This is a genomic window from Vibrio sp. Vb0598 (assembly GCF_033338935.1).
Classification (GTDB): Bacteria; Pseudomonadota; Gammaproteobacteria; order Enterobacterales; family Vibrionaceae; genus Vibrio; species Vibrio alginolyticus.
On the sequence record NZ_JAWOTP010000032.1, the window covers coordinates 15,281 to 30,649 of the forward strand.

At 45.7% G+C, this 15,369-nt stretch carries 11 protein-coding genes and 1 pseudogene; 1 reads left to right on the forward strand and 11 read right to left on the reverse strand.

The genetic code is table 11. The features are described from left to right. Positions 1 to 34: 34 nt before the first annotated feature. Positions 35 to 1,102 carry a uroporphyrinogen decarboxylase gene (gene hemE, locus R7Q38_RS21745; RefSeq protein ID WP_005397282.1) on the reverse strand — a complete coding sequence of 356 codons (1,068 nt, stop codon included), beginning with the start codon at positions 1,100 to 1,102 and terminating at the stop codon, positions 35 to 37. A gap of 247 nt (positions 1,103 to 1,349) precedes the next feature. After that, positions 1,350 to 2,147, reverse strand: a complete 798-nt coding sequence (gene nudC, locus R7Q38_RS21750; RefSeq protein WP_005382516.1) for an NAD(+) diphosphatase — start codon at positions 2,145 to 2,147, stop codon at positions 1,350 to 1,352. Positions 2,148 to 2,324: 177 nt separating this feature from the next. On the opposite strand from nudC, the gene R7Q38_RS21755 reads away from it, so the two are divergent. Further along, positions 2,325 to 2,816 (forward strand): Rsd/AlgQ family anti-sigma factor, encoded by a 492-nt coding sequence (locus R7Q38_RS21755; RefSeq protein WP_005382515.1) that lies wholly within the window; start codon positions 2,325 to 2,327, stop codon positions 2,814 to 2,816. Positions 2,817 to 2,988: 172 nt separating this feature from the next. Here R7Q38_RS21755 and rpoC read toward each other — a convergent pair whose 3' ends face one another. The 9 genes and pseudogenes from rpoC to R7Q38_RS21800 all read right to left on the reverse strand — a co-directional run. Further along, positions 2,989 to 7,191, reverse strand: coding sequence for a DNA-directed RNA polymerase subunit beta' (gene rpoC / locus R7Q38_RS21760; RefSeq protein WP_005382514.1), 4,203 nt, complete (start codon positions 7,189 to 7,191; stop codon positions 2,989 to 2,991). 104 nt (positions 7,192 to 7,295) lie between these two features. Next, the gene (gene rpoB, locus R7Q38_RS21765) at positions 7,296 to 11,324 is read right to left on the reverse strand and encodes a DNA-directed RNA polymerase subunit beta (protein WP_005384685.1); all 4,029 of its coding nucleotides are present in this window, start codon (positions 11,322 to 11,324) and stop codon (positions 7,296 to 7,298) included. Between the two features lie 252 nt (positions 11,325 to 11,576). Beyond that, on the reverse strand, positions 11,577 to 11,945 hold the full coding sequence (gene rplL, locus R7Q38_RS21770; protein WP_005382540.1) for a 50S ribosomal protein L7/L12: 369 nt from the start codon (positions 11,943 to 11,945) through the stop codon (positions 11,577 to 11,579). A 57-nt stretch (positions 11,946 to 12,002) separates the two neighbouring features. After that, complete coding sequence (gene rplJ / locus R7Q38_RS21775) at positions 12,003 to 12,497, reverse strand: 50S ribosomal protein L10 (RefSeq protein WP_005382538.1); 495 nt, start codon at positions 12,495 to 12,497, stop codon at positions 12,003 to 12,005. Between the two features lie 293 nt (positions 12,498 to 12,790). After that, positions 12,791 to 13,492 carry a 50S ribosomal protein L1 gene (rplA, locus tag R7Q38_RS21780; protein WP_005384683.1) on the reverse strand — a complete coding sequence of 234 codons (702 nt, stop codon included), beginning with the start codon at positions 13,490 to 13,492 and terminating at the stop codon, positions 12,791 to 12,793. A 4-nt stretch (positions 13,493 to 13,496) separates the two neighbouring features. Further along, positions 13,497 to 13,925, reverse strand: a complete 429-nt coding sequence (rplK, locus tag R7Q38_RS21785) for a 50S ribosomal protein L11 (protein WP_005384682.1) — start codon at positions 13,923 to 13,925, stop codon at positions 13,497 to 13,499. Positions 13,926 to 14,089: 164 nt separating this feature from the next. Next, a complete protein-coding gene (gene nusG / locus R7Q38_RS21790; protein WP_005384681.1) occupies positions 14,090 to 14,638 on the reverse strand; it encodes a transcription termination/antitermination protein NusG in 549 nt (182 codons plus the stop codon). A 13-nt stretch (positions 14,639 to 14,651) separates the two neighbouring features. After that, on the reverse strand, positions 14,652 to 15,032 hold the full coding sequence (gene secE / locus R7Q38_RS21795) for a preprotein translocase subunit SecE (protein WP_005384680.1): 381 nt from the start codon (positions 15,030 to 15,032) through the stop codon (positions 14,652 to 14,654). Between the two features lie 266 nt (positions 15,033 to 15,298). After that, positions 15,299 to 15,369: pseudogene (locus R7Q38_RS21800) on the reverse strand (elongation factor Tu); the annotation flags it as partial.

Below are 15,369 nucleotides of genomic sequence, written 5' to 3' on the forward strand. Positions count from 1 at the left end.
CTGAATGCCGGCATTTGATTTCAAAAAATCTAACTTACTTGTGGTATGGCTTAGATAACTCGTGTACCGCATCCACAAATACGCCCGCGTTTTCTGGCGGTACATCCAAGTGGATACCGTGACCTAGGTTGAACACATGACCAGTCCCCGTATCACCAAATCCTTCTAGGATATCCGCTACTTCTTCACGGATACGCTCTGGTGAAGCGTAAAGCATTGATGGGTCCATGTTACCTTGCAGCGCCACTTTATCACCGATACGTGCTTTCGCGTCTGCAATGTTGATTGTCCAGTCTAGACCAACCGCATCACAGCCCGTTGCTGCGATTTGCTCAAGCCACATGCCGCCATTCTTAGTAAACAGTGTGACTGGCACGCGACGACCGTCGTTTTCACGAATCAGACCATCTACAATCTTGTGCATGTATTGCAGTGAGAACAGATTGTAATCACGAGGCGTTAGTACGCCACCCCATGTGTCAAATACCATTACCGATTGCGCACCCGCTTTAATTTGCGCGTTTAAGTACTCGATAACGCTGTCTGCCAGCTTATCTAGAAGTAGGTGCAGAGTTTGTGGTTCCGCGTACATCATCTTCTTGATCTTGGTAAACGCTTTAGAGCTACCACCTTCGATCATATACGTCGCAAGAGTCCAAGGACTACCAGAAAAACCAATCAGCGGCACTTCACCCTTCAGGTCTTTACGGATCTGGCGTACTGCGTTCATTACGTATTGCAGTTCACCTTCAGGATCTGGCAAACCAATTTTTTCCACGTCGGCTTTGCATGTAATTGGGTTATCAAAAACAGGTCCTTCACCCGCAGCAAAACGCAAACCAAGCCCCATTGCATCTGGAATCGTTAAGATGTCCGAGAATAAGATCGCGGCATCAAGAGGAAAACGGCGTAATGGTTGAAGTGTCACTTCGGATGCTAATTCTGCATTTCGACACAAAGACATGAAATCACCCGCTTCTGCACGAGTCGCTTTGTATTCTGGTAGGTAACGACCTGCCTGGCGCATCATCCATACTGGCGTGTAATCTACCGGCTCTTTTAAAAGCGCACGCAGATAACGATCATTTTTTAATTCAGTCATTCCGTAATTCCAACTGTTAGGCTTTCTGTGAAAGAGGGTATTCTATCACTGATTTAAGTCCAATAGCTGTGTGCTTTGCAACCTGGATCAAGTTATTAACTTTTAAATCAATGCTTAATTTGCACCCAATCGGTATCAGTGTTAAAAATTTGTTCGCTAGCGAAAACTACAATTATAAACTGAGTACTTAGTACTCAGCATCTCATAACGACATCTTACTTACCCCCTCCCTCTCGGAGGGTTTTTTTTATCTATTTATCAGACAATTAGAGTCTATATCTTTCAGCGTTTGTTCGATAAGTGCTCTTGCAATCGTTCCTTTAGGCGCAACAGGCGGCATCTCGTCGATACCAAACCATTGTGCATCAGACAGCTCAGTGTAGTCTGGGCTTAACTCTCCGGATTCATAGTCAGCTAAAAACCCCATCATCATACTGGATGGGAAAGCCCAAGGCTGGCTGCCAAAGTAACGAATATTTTTAACGAGAATTCCCGTTTCTTCATGAATTTCTCGAGCCACGCACTCTTCTAATGTCTCACCGACTTCTAGAAAACCCGCAATAACCGTATACATACCATTTCGATGCCTTGGATGTTGGGCTAATAAGATCTGATTTTCTTTACGTACAGCAACGATAATACACGGAAATATTCTAGGATAATGAAGGGTGCGACATTCACCACACTGCATGGCTAACTGGTTATTATTAAGAAAGTTTCTTCCTCCGCACTGTGGACAAAAGCGCAAACTTTGCGTCATGTGCCCATATTGCACAGCTTTACTTAACAACATAAATAATGGCTCAGGAAAATGCAGGCAGTCACGCAGGGATACTAAAGGTAGATCATGCTCTAAATCGGCCAAGTTAAGCCACATGACGGGCGAACCAGAATACTCACCAATGGGTCTTGCACTCGTTACTGGCAGTGATAACTGCTCTGCAGACCCGAAGGGCACAGCACCATCCACCAGCCAAATTTCACTTCCTGCAACAACACACCAGTATGCATTTATCGCGCGGTTAACATCACCTTTTCTTAACATTACACCATCCCTTTGCTTGAAGTTCGTTCATTTTACTGGCAATCTAATTTCATACTAGAGTTTATCGTTAAGTAAATGTGCACTCTAAATTCTAGTAAGGACAAGAGTTTGTAATAACTTTACTAACTTTGCTTTGCAAAGGATACGTTCGCCGATGGGCGATCAGATCATGAGGGCATGGTCATGCTAAGAAAATTCAAACAAACACAAGACCAGTGGGGTGGCTCAAGTGATGTCATTGATCACTGGTTAGAGACACGACAATCCCTGATTGTTGAATATTGTAAGCTTGCAGCGCTGCAACCTTGTTCGAAAACCAATGTTATTGAACTCCCATCTCCTTCCGAACTGCAGGATTTCTGTCAGCACCTCGTTGATTACATCTCCGAAGGCCACTTTAAAATTTATGACATGGTTATGGACCGTTGGAAAGCAACCGGCTTTGTCGTGACTAATGAGATCAATCAAACCTATGGTCAAATTGTTCTAACGACTGAACCATTATTGAACTTTAACGATAAGTACTCAGAAGTGACTGAAGATGATGAATTAAATGATTTCGATTCTGATATGTGTCTCATTGGGGAAATTCTTGAGACTCGCTTTGAAGTCGAGGACTATCTGATACAGCAAATCGCAGAAAGCCTGTCTATGCCACCTGGAGCTTAGTATTTGCAAACATTCAGAAATAGAGTGAGAGAAAAGACTGACGATCATCGTCGGTCTTTTTTGTTTCTAGCTTTATCGAAAATCCCACCGGAAGAACAAAGTAGTATAAAAACTAAAAAGGCACCCGAAGGTGCCTTTTTCTTAAGCTTTTAACGATTACTCGTTATATGACTTACTCTTCAGAAGAGAAACCAGCGTTTAGAAGTGCCGCTAGGTTATCCGTTGCTTGCTCAGCAGAAGGACCATCTTGCGCTTCAGAACGTTTAGCTTGACGCTCTTGGTGGTATGCGAAACCAGTACCAGCTGGGATCAGACGACCAACAATTACGTTCTCTTTCAGACCACGTAGGTCATCACGCTTACCAGAAACCGCAGCTTCCGTTAGTACGCGAGTTGTCTCCTGGAACGATGCCGCAGAGATGAACGACTCAGTCGCTAGAGATGCTTTAGTAATACCTAGTAGTTCACGTTCGAAACGTGCAGGCTCTTTGCCTTCAGCTTCTAGGTTACGGTTAGCAATCTTAACTTGTGAGTATTCAATCTGCTCACCAGGTAGGAACTCAGAGTCACCAGAGTGAGTAATAGTACACTTACGTAGCATCTGACGAACGATAGTTTCAATGTGCTTATCGTTAATCTTAACGCCTTGTAGACGGTAAACTTCCTGTACTTCGTTAGCAATGTACTGCGTTACCGCGTGTACGCCACGTAGACGTAGGATGTCATGTGGAGACTCTGGACCATCTGCGATCACATCACCACGTTCAACTTTTTCACCTTCGAATACGTTCAACTGACGATGCTTAGGAATCATCTCTTCGTAAGCTTCACCGCTTTCACGTGTGATCACTAGGCGACGTTTACCTTTCGTCTCTTTACCAAAGCTCACAGTACCTGTGTGCTCAGCAAGGATTGCAGGCTCTTTCGGCTTACGTGCTTCAAATAGGTCAGCAACTCGTGGAAGACCACCGGTGATATCTTTGTTACCGCCAGACTTCTGAGGAATACGTGCTAGTGTTGCACCAACACCTACTGCTGCGCCATCTTCGATGTTCACAATCGCTTTACCAGGTAGGAAGTAGTGAGCTGGCATATCAGTACCAGGGATCATTACATCGTTACCTTGCTCGTCAACAAGTTTGATAGCTGGACGCATATCTTTACCTGCTGAAGGGCGAGCTGCTGGGTCAGTTACTTCGCTTGAAGATAGACCAGTTAGGTCATCAGTTTGACGAGATACTGTTACGCCGTCGATCATATCTACGAACTGGATGCGACCTGCTACCTCAGTAATGATAGGTAGTGTGTGCGCTTCCCAGTTTGCAACTGTTTCGCCAGCTTGAACTGTATCACCATCGCCTTTGCTTAGTAGCGTACCGTAAGGCAGTTTGTGCTTCTCTTTAGTACGACCAAACTCATCAACGATAGTTAACTCTGTCGCACGAGAAGTGATAACGATCTTACCGTCATCAGCCAATACAGATTTAGCGTTGTGTAGCTTGATAGAACCGTTGTTCTTAACTTGAACACTGTTCTCTGCCGCTGCTGTCGATGCCGCACCACCGATGTGGAACGTACGCATCGTTAGCTGTGTACCTGGCTCACCGATAGACTGAGCAGCAATAACACCCACTGCTTCACCTTGGTTCACTAGGTGACCACGTGCTAGGTCACGACCGTAACATTGTGCACAACAACCGAAGTCAGAATCACACGTTACTACAGAGCGCACTTTCATGCTGTCTACTGAGTTCTCTTCCATGATTTGACACCACTTCTCATCGATCAGTGTGTTACGTGGAATAAGAACGTCTTCAGTGCCAGGTTTTAGTACGTCTTCAGCAACAACACGACCAAGAGCAAGCTCAGAAAGTGCAACTTTAACATCACCACCCTCGATGTGAGGCATCATGTCGACACCTTCGTGAGTGCCACAGTCATGTTCAGTTACAACAACGTCTTGAGCAACGTCTACTAGACGACGAGTTAGGTAACCCGAGTTCGCTGTTTTCAGTGCCGTATCCGCAAGACCCTTACGAGCACCGTGCGTTGAGATAAAGTACTGAAGTACGTTCAGACCTTCTTTAAAGTTCGCTGTGATCGGTGTTTCGATGATTGAACCATCTGGACGCGCCATCAGACCACGCATACCCGCAAGCTGACGAATCTGTGCTGCAGAACCACGAGCGCCCGAGTCCGCCATCATGTAGATGCTGTTGAATGACTCTTGCTGTTCCTCTTCACCGTCACGGTTAACTACCGTTTCAGATGAAAGGTTTTCCATCATTGCTTTCGCAACACGGTCGTTGGTCGATGCCCAGATATCGATAACTTTGTTGTAGCGTTCGCCCGCAGTAACAAGACCTGATTGGTACTGTTCCTGGATTTCACGTACTTCTTCTTCCGCTTCTGCGATTTCAGTGTACTTAGCTGCTGGTACAACCATATCGTCGATACCAACAGATACACCAGAAAGTGCCGCGTATGCGAAACCTGTGTACATGATTTGGTCAGCGAAGATTACTGTGTCTTTCAGACCTAGTTTACGGTACGCCTCGTTAAGTAGGTTAGAGATTTGCTTCTTACCTAGCTTTTGGTTAACGATGCTGTACGGTAGACCAGCTGGCACGATTTGCCATAGCATTGCACGACCAACAGTGGTGTCTACCATCTTGGTTTCTGTAGTGCTGTTGCCATCTTCGTCTACAACAGTTTCTGTAATACGTACTTTAACGCGTGCGTGAAGCTCAGCTTGTTTAGTGCGGTATGCTTTCTCAGCCTCTTCTGGGCCAGAAAGGTACATGCCTTCACCTTTCACGTTGATCTTTTCACGAGTCATGTAGTACAGACCCAATACAACGTCCTGAGAAGGTACGATGATCGGATCACCTGACGCTGGCGACAGAATGTTGTTTGTCGACATCATCAGAGTACGAGCTTCAAGCTGTGCCTCTAGAGTTAGAGGTACGTGAACCGCCATTTGGTCACCATCGAAGTCCGCGTTGTACGCCGCACAAACAAGTGGGTGTAGCTGAATCGCTTTACCTTCGATCAGTACTGGTTCGAACGCCTGGATACCTAGACGGTGAAGTGTCGGTGCACGGTTCAATAGTACTGGGTGTTCACGGATTACTTCGTCTAGGATATCCCAAACGACCGCTTCTTCACGCTCTACCATTTTCTTAGCAGCTTTGATTGTAGTCGCAAGACCACGAGTCTCTAGCTTGCTGTAGATGAATGGTTTGAATAGCTCAAGTGCCATCTTCTTAGGAAGACCACACTGGTGTAGACGAAGGTATGGACCTACTGTGATTACAGAACGGCCAGAGTAGTCTACACGTTTACCTAGAAGGTTCTGACGGAAACGACCTTGTTTACCCTTGATCATATCAGCAAGAGATTTCAGAGGACGCTTGTTAGAACCTGTGATCGCACGACCACGACGACCGTTATCTAGTAGCGCATCAACAGACTCTTGCAGCATACGTTTTTCGTTACGTACGATGATGTCCGGAGCAGCTAGCTCTAGAAGACGCTTCAAACGGTTGTTACGGTTGATCACACGACGGTATAGATCGTTAAGATCAGAAGTCGCAAAGCGACCGCCATCTAGAGGTACTAGAGGACGTAGATCTGGCGGAAGTACTGGAAGTACAGTTAGGATCATCCACTCAGGGTTGTTACCCGATGCGATGAACGCTTCTACCAGCTTAAGACGCTTAGTTACTTTCTTACGCTTAGTTTCAGAGTTTGTTGTCTCTAACTCTTCACGCATTTGTTCTGCTTCAGCGTGCATATCCATAGAACCTAGTAGGTCCTTGATAGCTTCCGCACCCATCTTAGCAGTGAACTCGTCGCCCCACTCTTCTAGACGATCTAGATACTCTTCTTCAGTAAGCATCTGACCTTTTTCTAGATCAGTCATACCAGGCTCTGTTACTACGTACATTTCGAAGTACAGAACGCGTTCGATATCACGTAGAGGGATATCCATTAGTAGACCGATACGAGACGGTAGCGATTTTAGGAACCAGATGTGAGCTACTGGTGAAGCCAGTTCAATGTGGCCCATACGGTCACGACGAACTTTAGTTTGTGTAACTTCTACACCACACTTCTCACAGATAACACCACGGTGCTTCAGGCGCTTGTACTTACCACAAAGACATTCGTAGTCTTTAACTGGACCAAAGATACGCGCACAGAACAGACCATCGCGTTCAGGTTTGAACGTACGATAGTTGATCGTTTCAGGTTTTTTAACTTCACCGAAAGACCATGAACGGATCATGTCTGGTGAAGATAGACCGATTTTGATTGCATCAAATTCTTCGGTCTTATGCTGTGCTTTTAGAAAGTTTAATAAGTCTTTCACAATCAGCTCCTGTAAGGAGTTAAAAGGAGCTCACTCGCTAAAGTGAGCACCTTCTTCCAAATAATCGCTTTGATTCTCTCGACTTTCATCAAGAGAGAAAAGGATTACTCTTCGTCTTCTAGCTCGATGTTGATACCTAGCGAGCGGATCTCTTTCAACAGTACGTTGAACGATTCTGGCATGCCAGGTTCCATGCTGTGGTTACCGTCTACGATGTTCTTGTACATCTTAGTACGGCCGTTAACGTCATCCGACTTAACCGTTAGCATTTCTTGTAGCGTGTAAGCAGCACCGTATGCTTCTAGTGCCCATACTTCCATCTCACCGAAACGCTGACCACCGAACTGAGCTTTACCACCTAGTGGTTGCTGAGTTACTAGGCTGTACGAACCAGTTGAACGAGCGTGCATCTTGTCATCAACAAGGTGGTTCAGTTTCAGCATGTACATGTAACCAACAGTTACAGGACGCTCAAACGCATCACCTGTGCGACCATCAAACAGTGTTAACTGACCTGATGTTGGTAGATCTGCTAGCTCAAGAAGTGCTTTGATTGACTCTTCTGGAGCGCCATCAAATACAGGAGTCGCGATTGGTAGACCGCCACGCAAGTTCTTGATCAGAGTACGTACTTCATCATCAGATAGAGAAGCAATGTCTACTTTCTGGCGAGTGTCGCCTAGATCGTAAACTTTTTGTAGGAACTCGCGGAATTTCGCTAGTTCTTGCTGCTCTTTAACCATCTGGTTGATCTTGTCACCGATACCTTTCGCTGCCAGACCTAAGTGTACTTCTAGGATCTGACCGATGTTCATACGCGAAGGTACACCCAGTGGGTTAAGTACGATGTCTACAGGCTGACCTTTCTCATCGTATGGCATGTCTTCAACAGGGTTGATCTTAGAGATTACACCCTTGTTACCGTGACGACCCGCCATCTTATCACCAGGCTGAATGCGACGTTTAACCGCTAGGTAAACCTTAACGATCTTCAGGACGCCAGGTGCTAAATCATCACCTTGAGTGATCTTACGACGCTTAGTTTCGAACTTCTTATCGAAGTCGGCTTTTAGCTCATCCCACTGCTCAGCAAGTTGCTCAAGCTGAGTTTGTAGTGCGTCATCTTCTAGCGTTAGTTCTAGCCACTTCTTACGATCAGTTGTGTCTAGTTTCGCTTCAGAGTAACCGCCTTCAATCAATACAGCTTTAACACGGTTTAGAAGGCCGCCCTCAAGAATCTGGAATTCTTCAGTTAGGTCTTTCTTCGCTTCTTTAAGCTGCATCTGTTCGATTTCAAGCGCACGCTTGTCTTTCTCTACGCCATCGCGAGTAAAGACTTGAACGTCGATGATCGTACCTGATACAGAGTTAGGTACACGTAGTGAAGTATCTTTAACGTCAGATGCTTTTTCACCGAAGATTGCACGTAGTAGCTTCTCTTCAGGCGTTAGCTGAGTTTCACCTTTAGGTGTAACTTTACCAACTAGGATGTCGCCACCCTTAACTTCAGCACCGATGTAAACGATACCTGACTCGTCTAGTTTAGACAGAGCAGACTCACCTACGTTTGGAATATCCGCTGTGATCTCTTCAGAACCAAGCTTAGTATCACGCGCCACACAAGTCAGTTCTTGGATGTGGATAGTCGTGAAACGGTCTTCTTGAACTACGCGCTCAGATACTAAGATCGAGTCTTCGAAGTTGTAACCGTTCCAAGGCATGAACGCGATACGCATGTTTTGACCAAGCGCTAGTTCACCAAGGTCTGTTGAAGGACCATCAGCAAGAACGTCACCGCGTGATACAGGCTCACCTGGCATCACACATGGGCGCTGGTTAATACATGTGTTCTGGTTAGAACGTGTGTATTTAGTCAGGTTGTAGATGTCGATACCAGCTTCACCTGGTACTAGCTCTTCTTCGTTAACTTTAACAACGATACGAGAAGCATCTACTGACTGGATTACACCACCACGTTTAGCAACTGCAGTTACACCTGAGTCAACTGCTACGTTACGTTCAATACCAGTACCAACAAGCGGTTTGTCAGCTTTCAGTGTTGGAACTGCCTGACGTTGCATGTTCGCACCCATCAATGCACGGTTCGCATCATCGTGTTCTAGGAACGGGATAAGCGATGCAGCGATAGATACAACCTGGTTTGTCGCAACGTCCATGTACTGAGCGTGCTCACGAGGGTGTAGACCAGATTCACCTTTCTGACGAGCTGTGATCAGCTCATCTGCAAAAGTACCATCTTCGTTTAGCTTAGCGTTCGCCTGTGCGATAACGAATTGGCCTTCTTCGATTGCAGATAGGTAATCTACTTCGTCTGTTACTACGCCATCTACAACGCGACGGTATGGTGTCTCTAGGAAACCGTACTCGTTACAACGCGCAAACGCAGATAGAGAGTTGATCAGACCGATGTTTGGACCTTCAGGCGTTTCGATAGGACATAGACGACCGTAGTGAGTTACGTGTACGTCACGTACTTCGAAGCCAGCACGTTCACGAGTTAGACCGCCAGGACCCAACGCAGAAATACGACGCTTGTGCGTTACTTCTGATAGCGGGTTGTTTTGGTCCATGAACTGTGAAAGCTGTGAAGAGCCAAAGAATTCTTTAACTGCCGCAGAAATTGGCTTCGCGTTGATCAAGTCTTGAGGCATGATTGCGTCAAGATCGCCTAGGCTTAGACGCTCTTTAACTGCACGCTCAACACGTACTAGACCTACACGGAACTGGTTCTCAGCCATTTCGCCTACAGAACGGATACGACGGTTGCCTAGGTGGTCGATATCGTCCACTTCGCCCTTACCGTTACGGATCGCGATCAGCTTCTTCATCACTTCGATGATATCAGTTTCATCAAGTGTGCCTTGCTCTTGAGCATCTTCACGGCCGATAGAGCTGTTGAACTTCATACGACCAACAGTCGATAGATCGTAACGCTCTTCAGAGAAGAATAGGCTTTCGAATAGAGCTTCTGCAGCTTCTTTTGTTGGCGGCTCACCAGGGCGCATCATGCGGTAGATTTCTACCAATGCAGAAATACGATCAACCGTGCTGTCGATACGTAGTGTTTCTGACATGAATGGACCGTGGTCTAGATCGTTCGTGAATAGAACTTCTAGCGCTTTGTGGCCAGCCTGAGATAGGTTCGCTAGTGCTTCCAGGCTGATTTCCTGGTTAGCGTTAACAATGATCTCGCCTGTTGCTTCATTGATGTAATCTTTTGATGCAACTTTACCTACGATGTACTCAACTGGTACTTCGATGTGATCAACACCATCTTTTTCTAGTTGGCGGATATGACGAGCTGTTACGCGACGACCTTGCTCAACGTAAACTTTACCATTTGCTTCGATGTCGAATGACGCAGTTTCACCACGTAGACGATCAGGAACCAACTCCATCAATAGAGTTTGGTCTTTCACTTCGAAGTTCACTTTCTCGAAGAAGATATCTAGGATTTCTTCTGTCGACTTACCTAGTGCACGAAGGATGATCGATGCTGGTAGCTTACGACGGCGGTCGATACGAACGTACAAGTTATCCTTAGGATCAAACTCGAAATCAAGCCATGAACCACGGTAAGGAATAACACGTGCGTTGTATAAAACTTTACCTGAAGAGTGGGTCTTACCCTTATCGCTGTCGAAGAACACGCCTGGGCTTCGGTGCAGCTGGGATACGATAACCCTCTCGGTACCGTTGATTACGAAGGTACCATTGTCTGTCATGAGTGGAATTTCACCCATGTAGACTTCTTGTTCTTTAATGTCTTTTACAGTACCTGCTGGCGCGTCTTTATCAAAGATAACTAGGCGTAGTTTTACACGTAGTGGCTTTGAGTAAGTTACACCGCGGATTTGACATTCTTTAACGTCAAAAACTGGCTCACCAAGACGGTAGCTAACGTATTGCAGCTCAGAATTGCCGTTGTAGCTCTGAATCGGGAATACAGAACGGAAAGCGGCTTCAAGACCGTATTGACCTTCAGGATCCTGTTCGATAAATTTGTCGAACGAATCGAGCTGGATCGATAGCAGGTATGGAATGTCCAAAACTTGTGGACGAGTACCAAAGTCCTTACGGATGCGCTTTTTCTCGGTATAAGAGTAAACCATGGGGTTCCTCAGCTCGCTGATAAGTGACCCAAACTGTCCGCCCGCTCCTAGTTACTTAAGGGGGGTAAGGGACAGTGACTAATATAGCTGTTTACTGTAGTGACATTTCATTTCGTAAGAATGAAATGTTTTTTGCATGGATATCAGGCGCTTAAACAGCGGGAAAATTCGCCTATACCCTACAGCGCAAAAAGGCCGGTGGTTAAAAAACCACCAGCCAATTAGCCGTTAGGCTAAGAAACTATGCAATAATTACTTAACAGCAACAGTTGCACCAGCTTCTTCTAGCTGAGCTTTAAGAGCTTCAGCTTCTGCTTTCTCAACACCTTCTTTAAGAGGTGCTGGAGCGCCGTCTACTAGAGCTTTAGCTTCTTTAAGACCTAGGCCAGTTGCGCCACGTACTGCTTTGATTACAGCAACTTTGTTACCGCCAGCAGCTTCTAGGATTACGTCGAATTCAGTTTGCTCAGCAGCAGCTTCGCCTGCAGCAGCGCCGCCAGCTACAACAGCAGCAGCAGCAGAAACACCGAATTTCTCTTCCATTGCTTCGATTAGTTCAACAACTTGCATTACAGACATTTCTGCAACTGCGTCTAGGATTTGCTCGTTAGTAATAGACATAACAATTCTCTTTTAAGTCAACAATAAGTTTATTAAGCAACCAGTAAAAAGCAAGGCTTATGCCGCTGCTTCTTGTTTTTGATCGCGGATAGCTGCGATAGTACGCGCCAGCTTGCCAGCCGAAGCTTCTTTCATGCACATCATTAGGCGTGCAATTGCTTCGTCGTAAGTTGGTAGTGTTGCTAGTACTTCAGCGTCAGTTAAAGCGCCTTCAAATGCAGCAGCTTTGATCTCGAAATCTTTGTTCTCTTTAGCGAAGTCTTTGAAAAGACGCGCTGCAGCACCTGGGTGCTCATTAGAGAATGCGATTAGAGTAGGACCAGTGAAAGTGTCAGTTAGACACTCGTACTCAGTACCTTCAACCGCACGACGAGCAAGAGTGTTACGAACAACTCTCATGTAAACGCCAGCTTCACGAGCTTGTTTACGTAGAGAAGTCATCGCGCCAACTTGAACGCCACGAGAATCAGCTACAACTGCAGAAAGTGCACCACTGGCAGCTTCGTTGACTTCAGCAACAATTGCTTTTTTGTCTTGAAGGTTTAAAGCCATCTTGGATTTACTCCTGGTTGTCGTTACACCACTCACTATCATCACGACAGTGAGAGCTATTGAGGTGCTTCCCCAGAAGAAAGTTAACTATATTACATAGAGCTTTCTGTCAGTTCGGGCACCATCTACGTAGGATAATTAAGTTTGCTTTTACACAAACACCTACGGTCTTGGACGGAGACTGGGTCTTAATTCATTTCGAACTAGGAGACAGTTCAAAGAACCAAAGTTCAGCCCCAACCACAAATATTAGGCGCAAAATTATACACTAATTTTGCGCCTAAGCAAATAAATTATGCTTGAGTGTTCAGGCTAGCCTGATCAACAGCAACACCAGCACCCATAGTAGTAGAGATGCTTACTTTCTTCAGGAAAGTACCTTTCGCTGAAGATGGCTTAGCTTTCTTCAGAGCAACTAGAAGTGCTTCTAGGTTCTCTTTGATCTGCTCAGCAGAGAAGTTTGCTTTACCGATAGTAGTGTGGATGATGCCGTTTTTGTCGTTACGGTAACGAACCTGACCAGCTTTAGCGTTTTTAACTGCTTCAGCAACGTTAGGAGTTACAGTACCAACTTTAGGGTTTGGCATAAGACCGCGAGGACCTAGGATAGTACCTAGTTGACCTACAACGCGCATTGCATCTGGAGAAGCAACAACTACGTCAAAGTTCATTTCGCCTTTCTTAACTTGCTCAGCAAGATCTTCCATACCTACGATGTCTGCGCCAGCTTCTTTAGCTGCTTCAGCGTTAGCACCTTGAGTGAACACTGCAACGCGGATTTCGCGGCCAGTGCCGTGAGGTAGTACAGTTGCACCACGTACGTTCTGGTCAGATTTACGAGCATCAATGCCTAGGTTAACAGCAACGTCTACAGACTCAACGAATTTAGCAGTCGCTAGTTCTTGAAGAAGAGCAACAGCTTCGTTGATTTCGTATTCTTTAGTTACGTCAACTTTTTCGCGGATTACGCGCATGCGCTTAGTTAGTTTTGCCATCTTATTAACCCTCTACCACTAGGCCCATTGAACGAGCAGTACCAGCGATAGAACGCTTCATCGCTTCGATGTCAGCACCAGTCATATCAGCAGCTTTAGTTTCTGCGATTTCTTGGATTTGAGCGTCAGTTACAGTACCAACTTTTTCAGTGTTTGGACGACCTGAACCAGACTTAACGCCAGCAGCTTTCTTAAGAAGAACAGCAGCAGGTGGAGTCTTAGTTACGAACGTGAAAGAACGGTCGCTGTATACTGTGATAACTACTGGAGTTGGTAGACCTTTCTCAATAGATTCTGTTTTTGCGTTGAACGCTTTACAGAATTCCATGATGTTCACACCGTGTTGACCTAGTGCAGGACCTACTGGTGGACTAGGGTTAGCCATACCAGCAGCAACTTGTAGCTTGATGTAAGCTTCAACTTTCTTAGCCATGATAATTCCTAAGTTTGGGTACAAACGCTAATCGCGGATCAGCTCCCCGTTTGTGTAAGAAACTTTTTACTTCACTTGAAGTAAAAAGGCGCGAAATTATAGTCATAATCCGCGCCTTATACAACCCTAAAAAGGTGATTTTTTATACTCTTTAACGAAGAGTCTTAGTCCAGCTTTTCAACCTGACCAAATTCAAGCTCAACTGGTGTCGCACGACCAAAGATCGATACAGACACTTTCAGGCGGCTCTTCTCGTAATCCACTTCTTCAACAGTACCGTTGAAATCAGCAAATGGACCTTCGTTAACACGTACCACTTCACCCGCTTCGTACATTGTACGCGGACGAGGCGCTTCACTCGCTTTCTCAAGACGATTAAGAATCGCGTCAGCCTCTTTATCCGTGATAGGTGCCGGACGGTCTGAGGTACCACCAATGAAGCCCATGACACGCGGCACACTGCGTACTAGGTGCCATGATTCATCGTTCATAATCATCTGAACAAGGACGTAACCTGGGAAGAACTTACGCTCAGATTTGCGACGCTGACCCGCGCGCATTTCCACTACTTCTTCAGTAGGAACCAGTACTTCACCGAATAGCTCTTCCATGCCGTGCATTTTGATATGCTCGCGCAGAGATTGAGCTACACGACCTTCAAATCCAGAGAAGGCTTGAACCACATACCAGCGTTTTTTTGGAGCTTCACTCATGAATAAAAACCCTCTATACCCCAGTTGCTAGAGCTACTAGACGAACCATAATTCCGTCAATACCCCATAGCACTAGAGCCATTACAATACTTACAGCTAAAACGATCAGTGTTGTTTGCATGGTTTCTTGGCGAGTAGGCCAAACAACTTTACGTACTTCCATACGAGATTCTTTTGCAAAACTGATCGCTGCTTTACCTTTAGTCGTTGTTGCTGCAACGCCTAAGGCAGCTGCAATAAGAACAACAACGCCTGCAGCACGAACCACTACAGACATTTCACCATACAGGTAATTACCCACAACAGCGGCAGCTGCCAATACGAAAGCGGCTACCCACTTAAACGTATCTGCTGCGTTTGAGCTATCAGGAGTTTCAGCATTATTTGCTTTCATAAAACCAACCTGTTACAAGTCTTAATATAGACGACAACAACCCCGCTGTTGCAGGGCAAACTCCATATCGCTGAAAAAATCAGCGTACTCTTCTTAAGATTAAGCCTCTTTGCTTAATCTTGCTCTGCGCCCAACCCACTTCTGAACAAGAAAACAGCAAAAATAATGTTGAGTGCAGAAAAAGGGCATCAAATGATGCCCTTTTTGCTACTGGTTCGTCAAATCTAATTCAAGATTTTCCGAAAGCATCGCTAATTCGCTATGAATTAGTCGAAGATCTTAGCAACAACACCAGCACCTACTGTACGGCCACCTTCACGGATCGCGAAACGTAGAC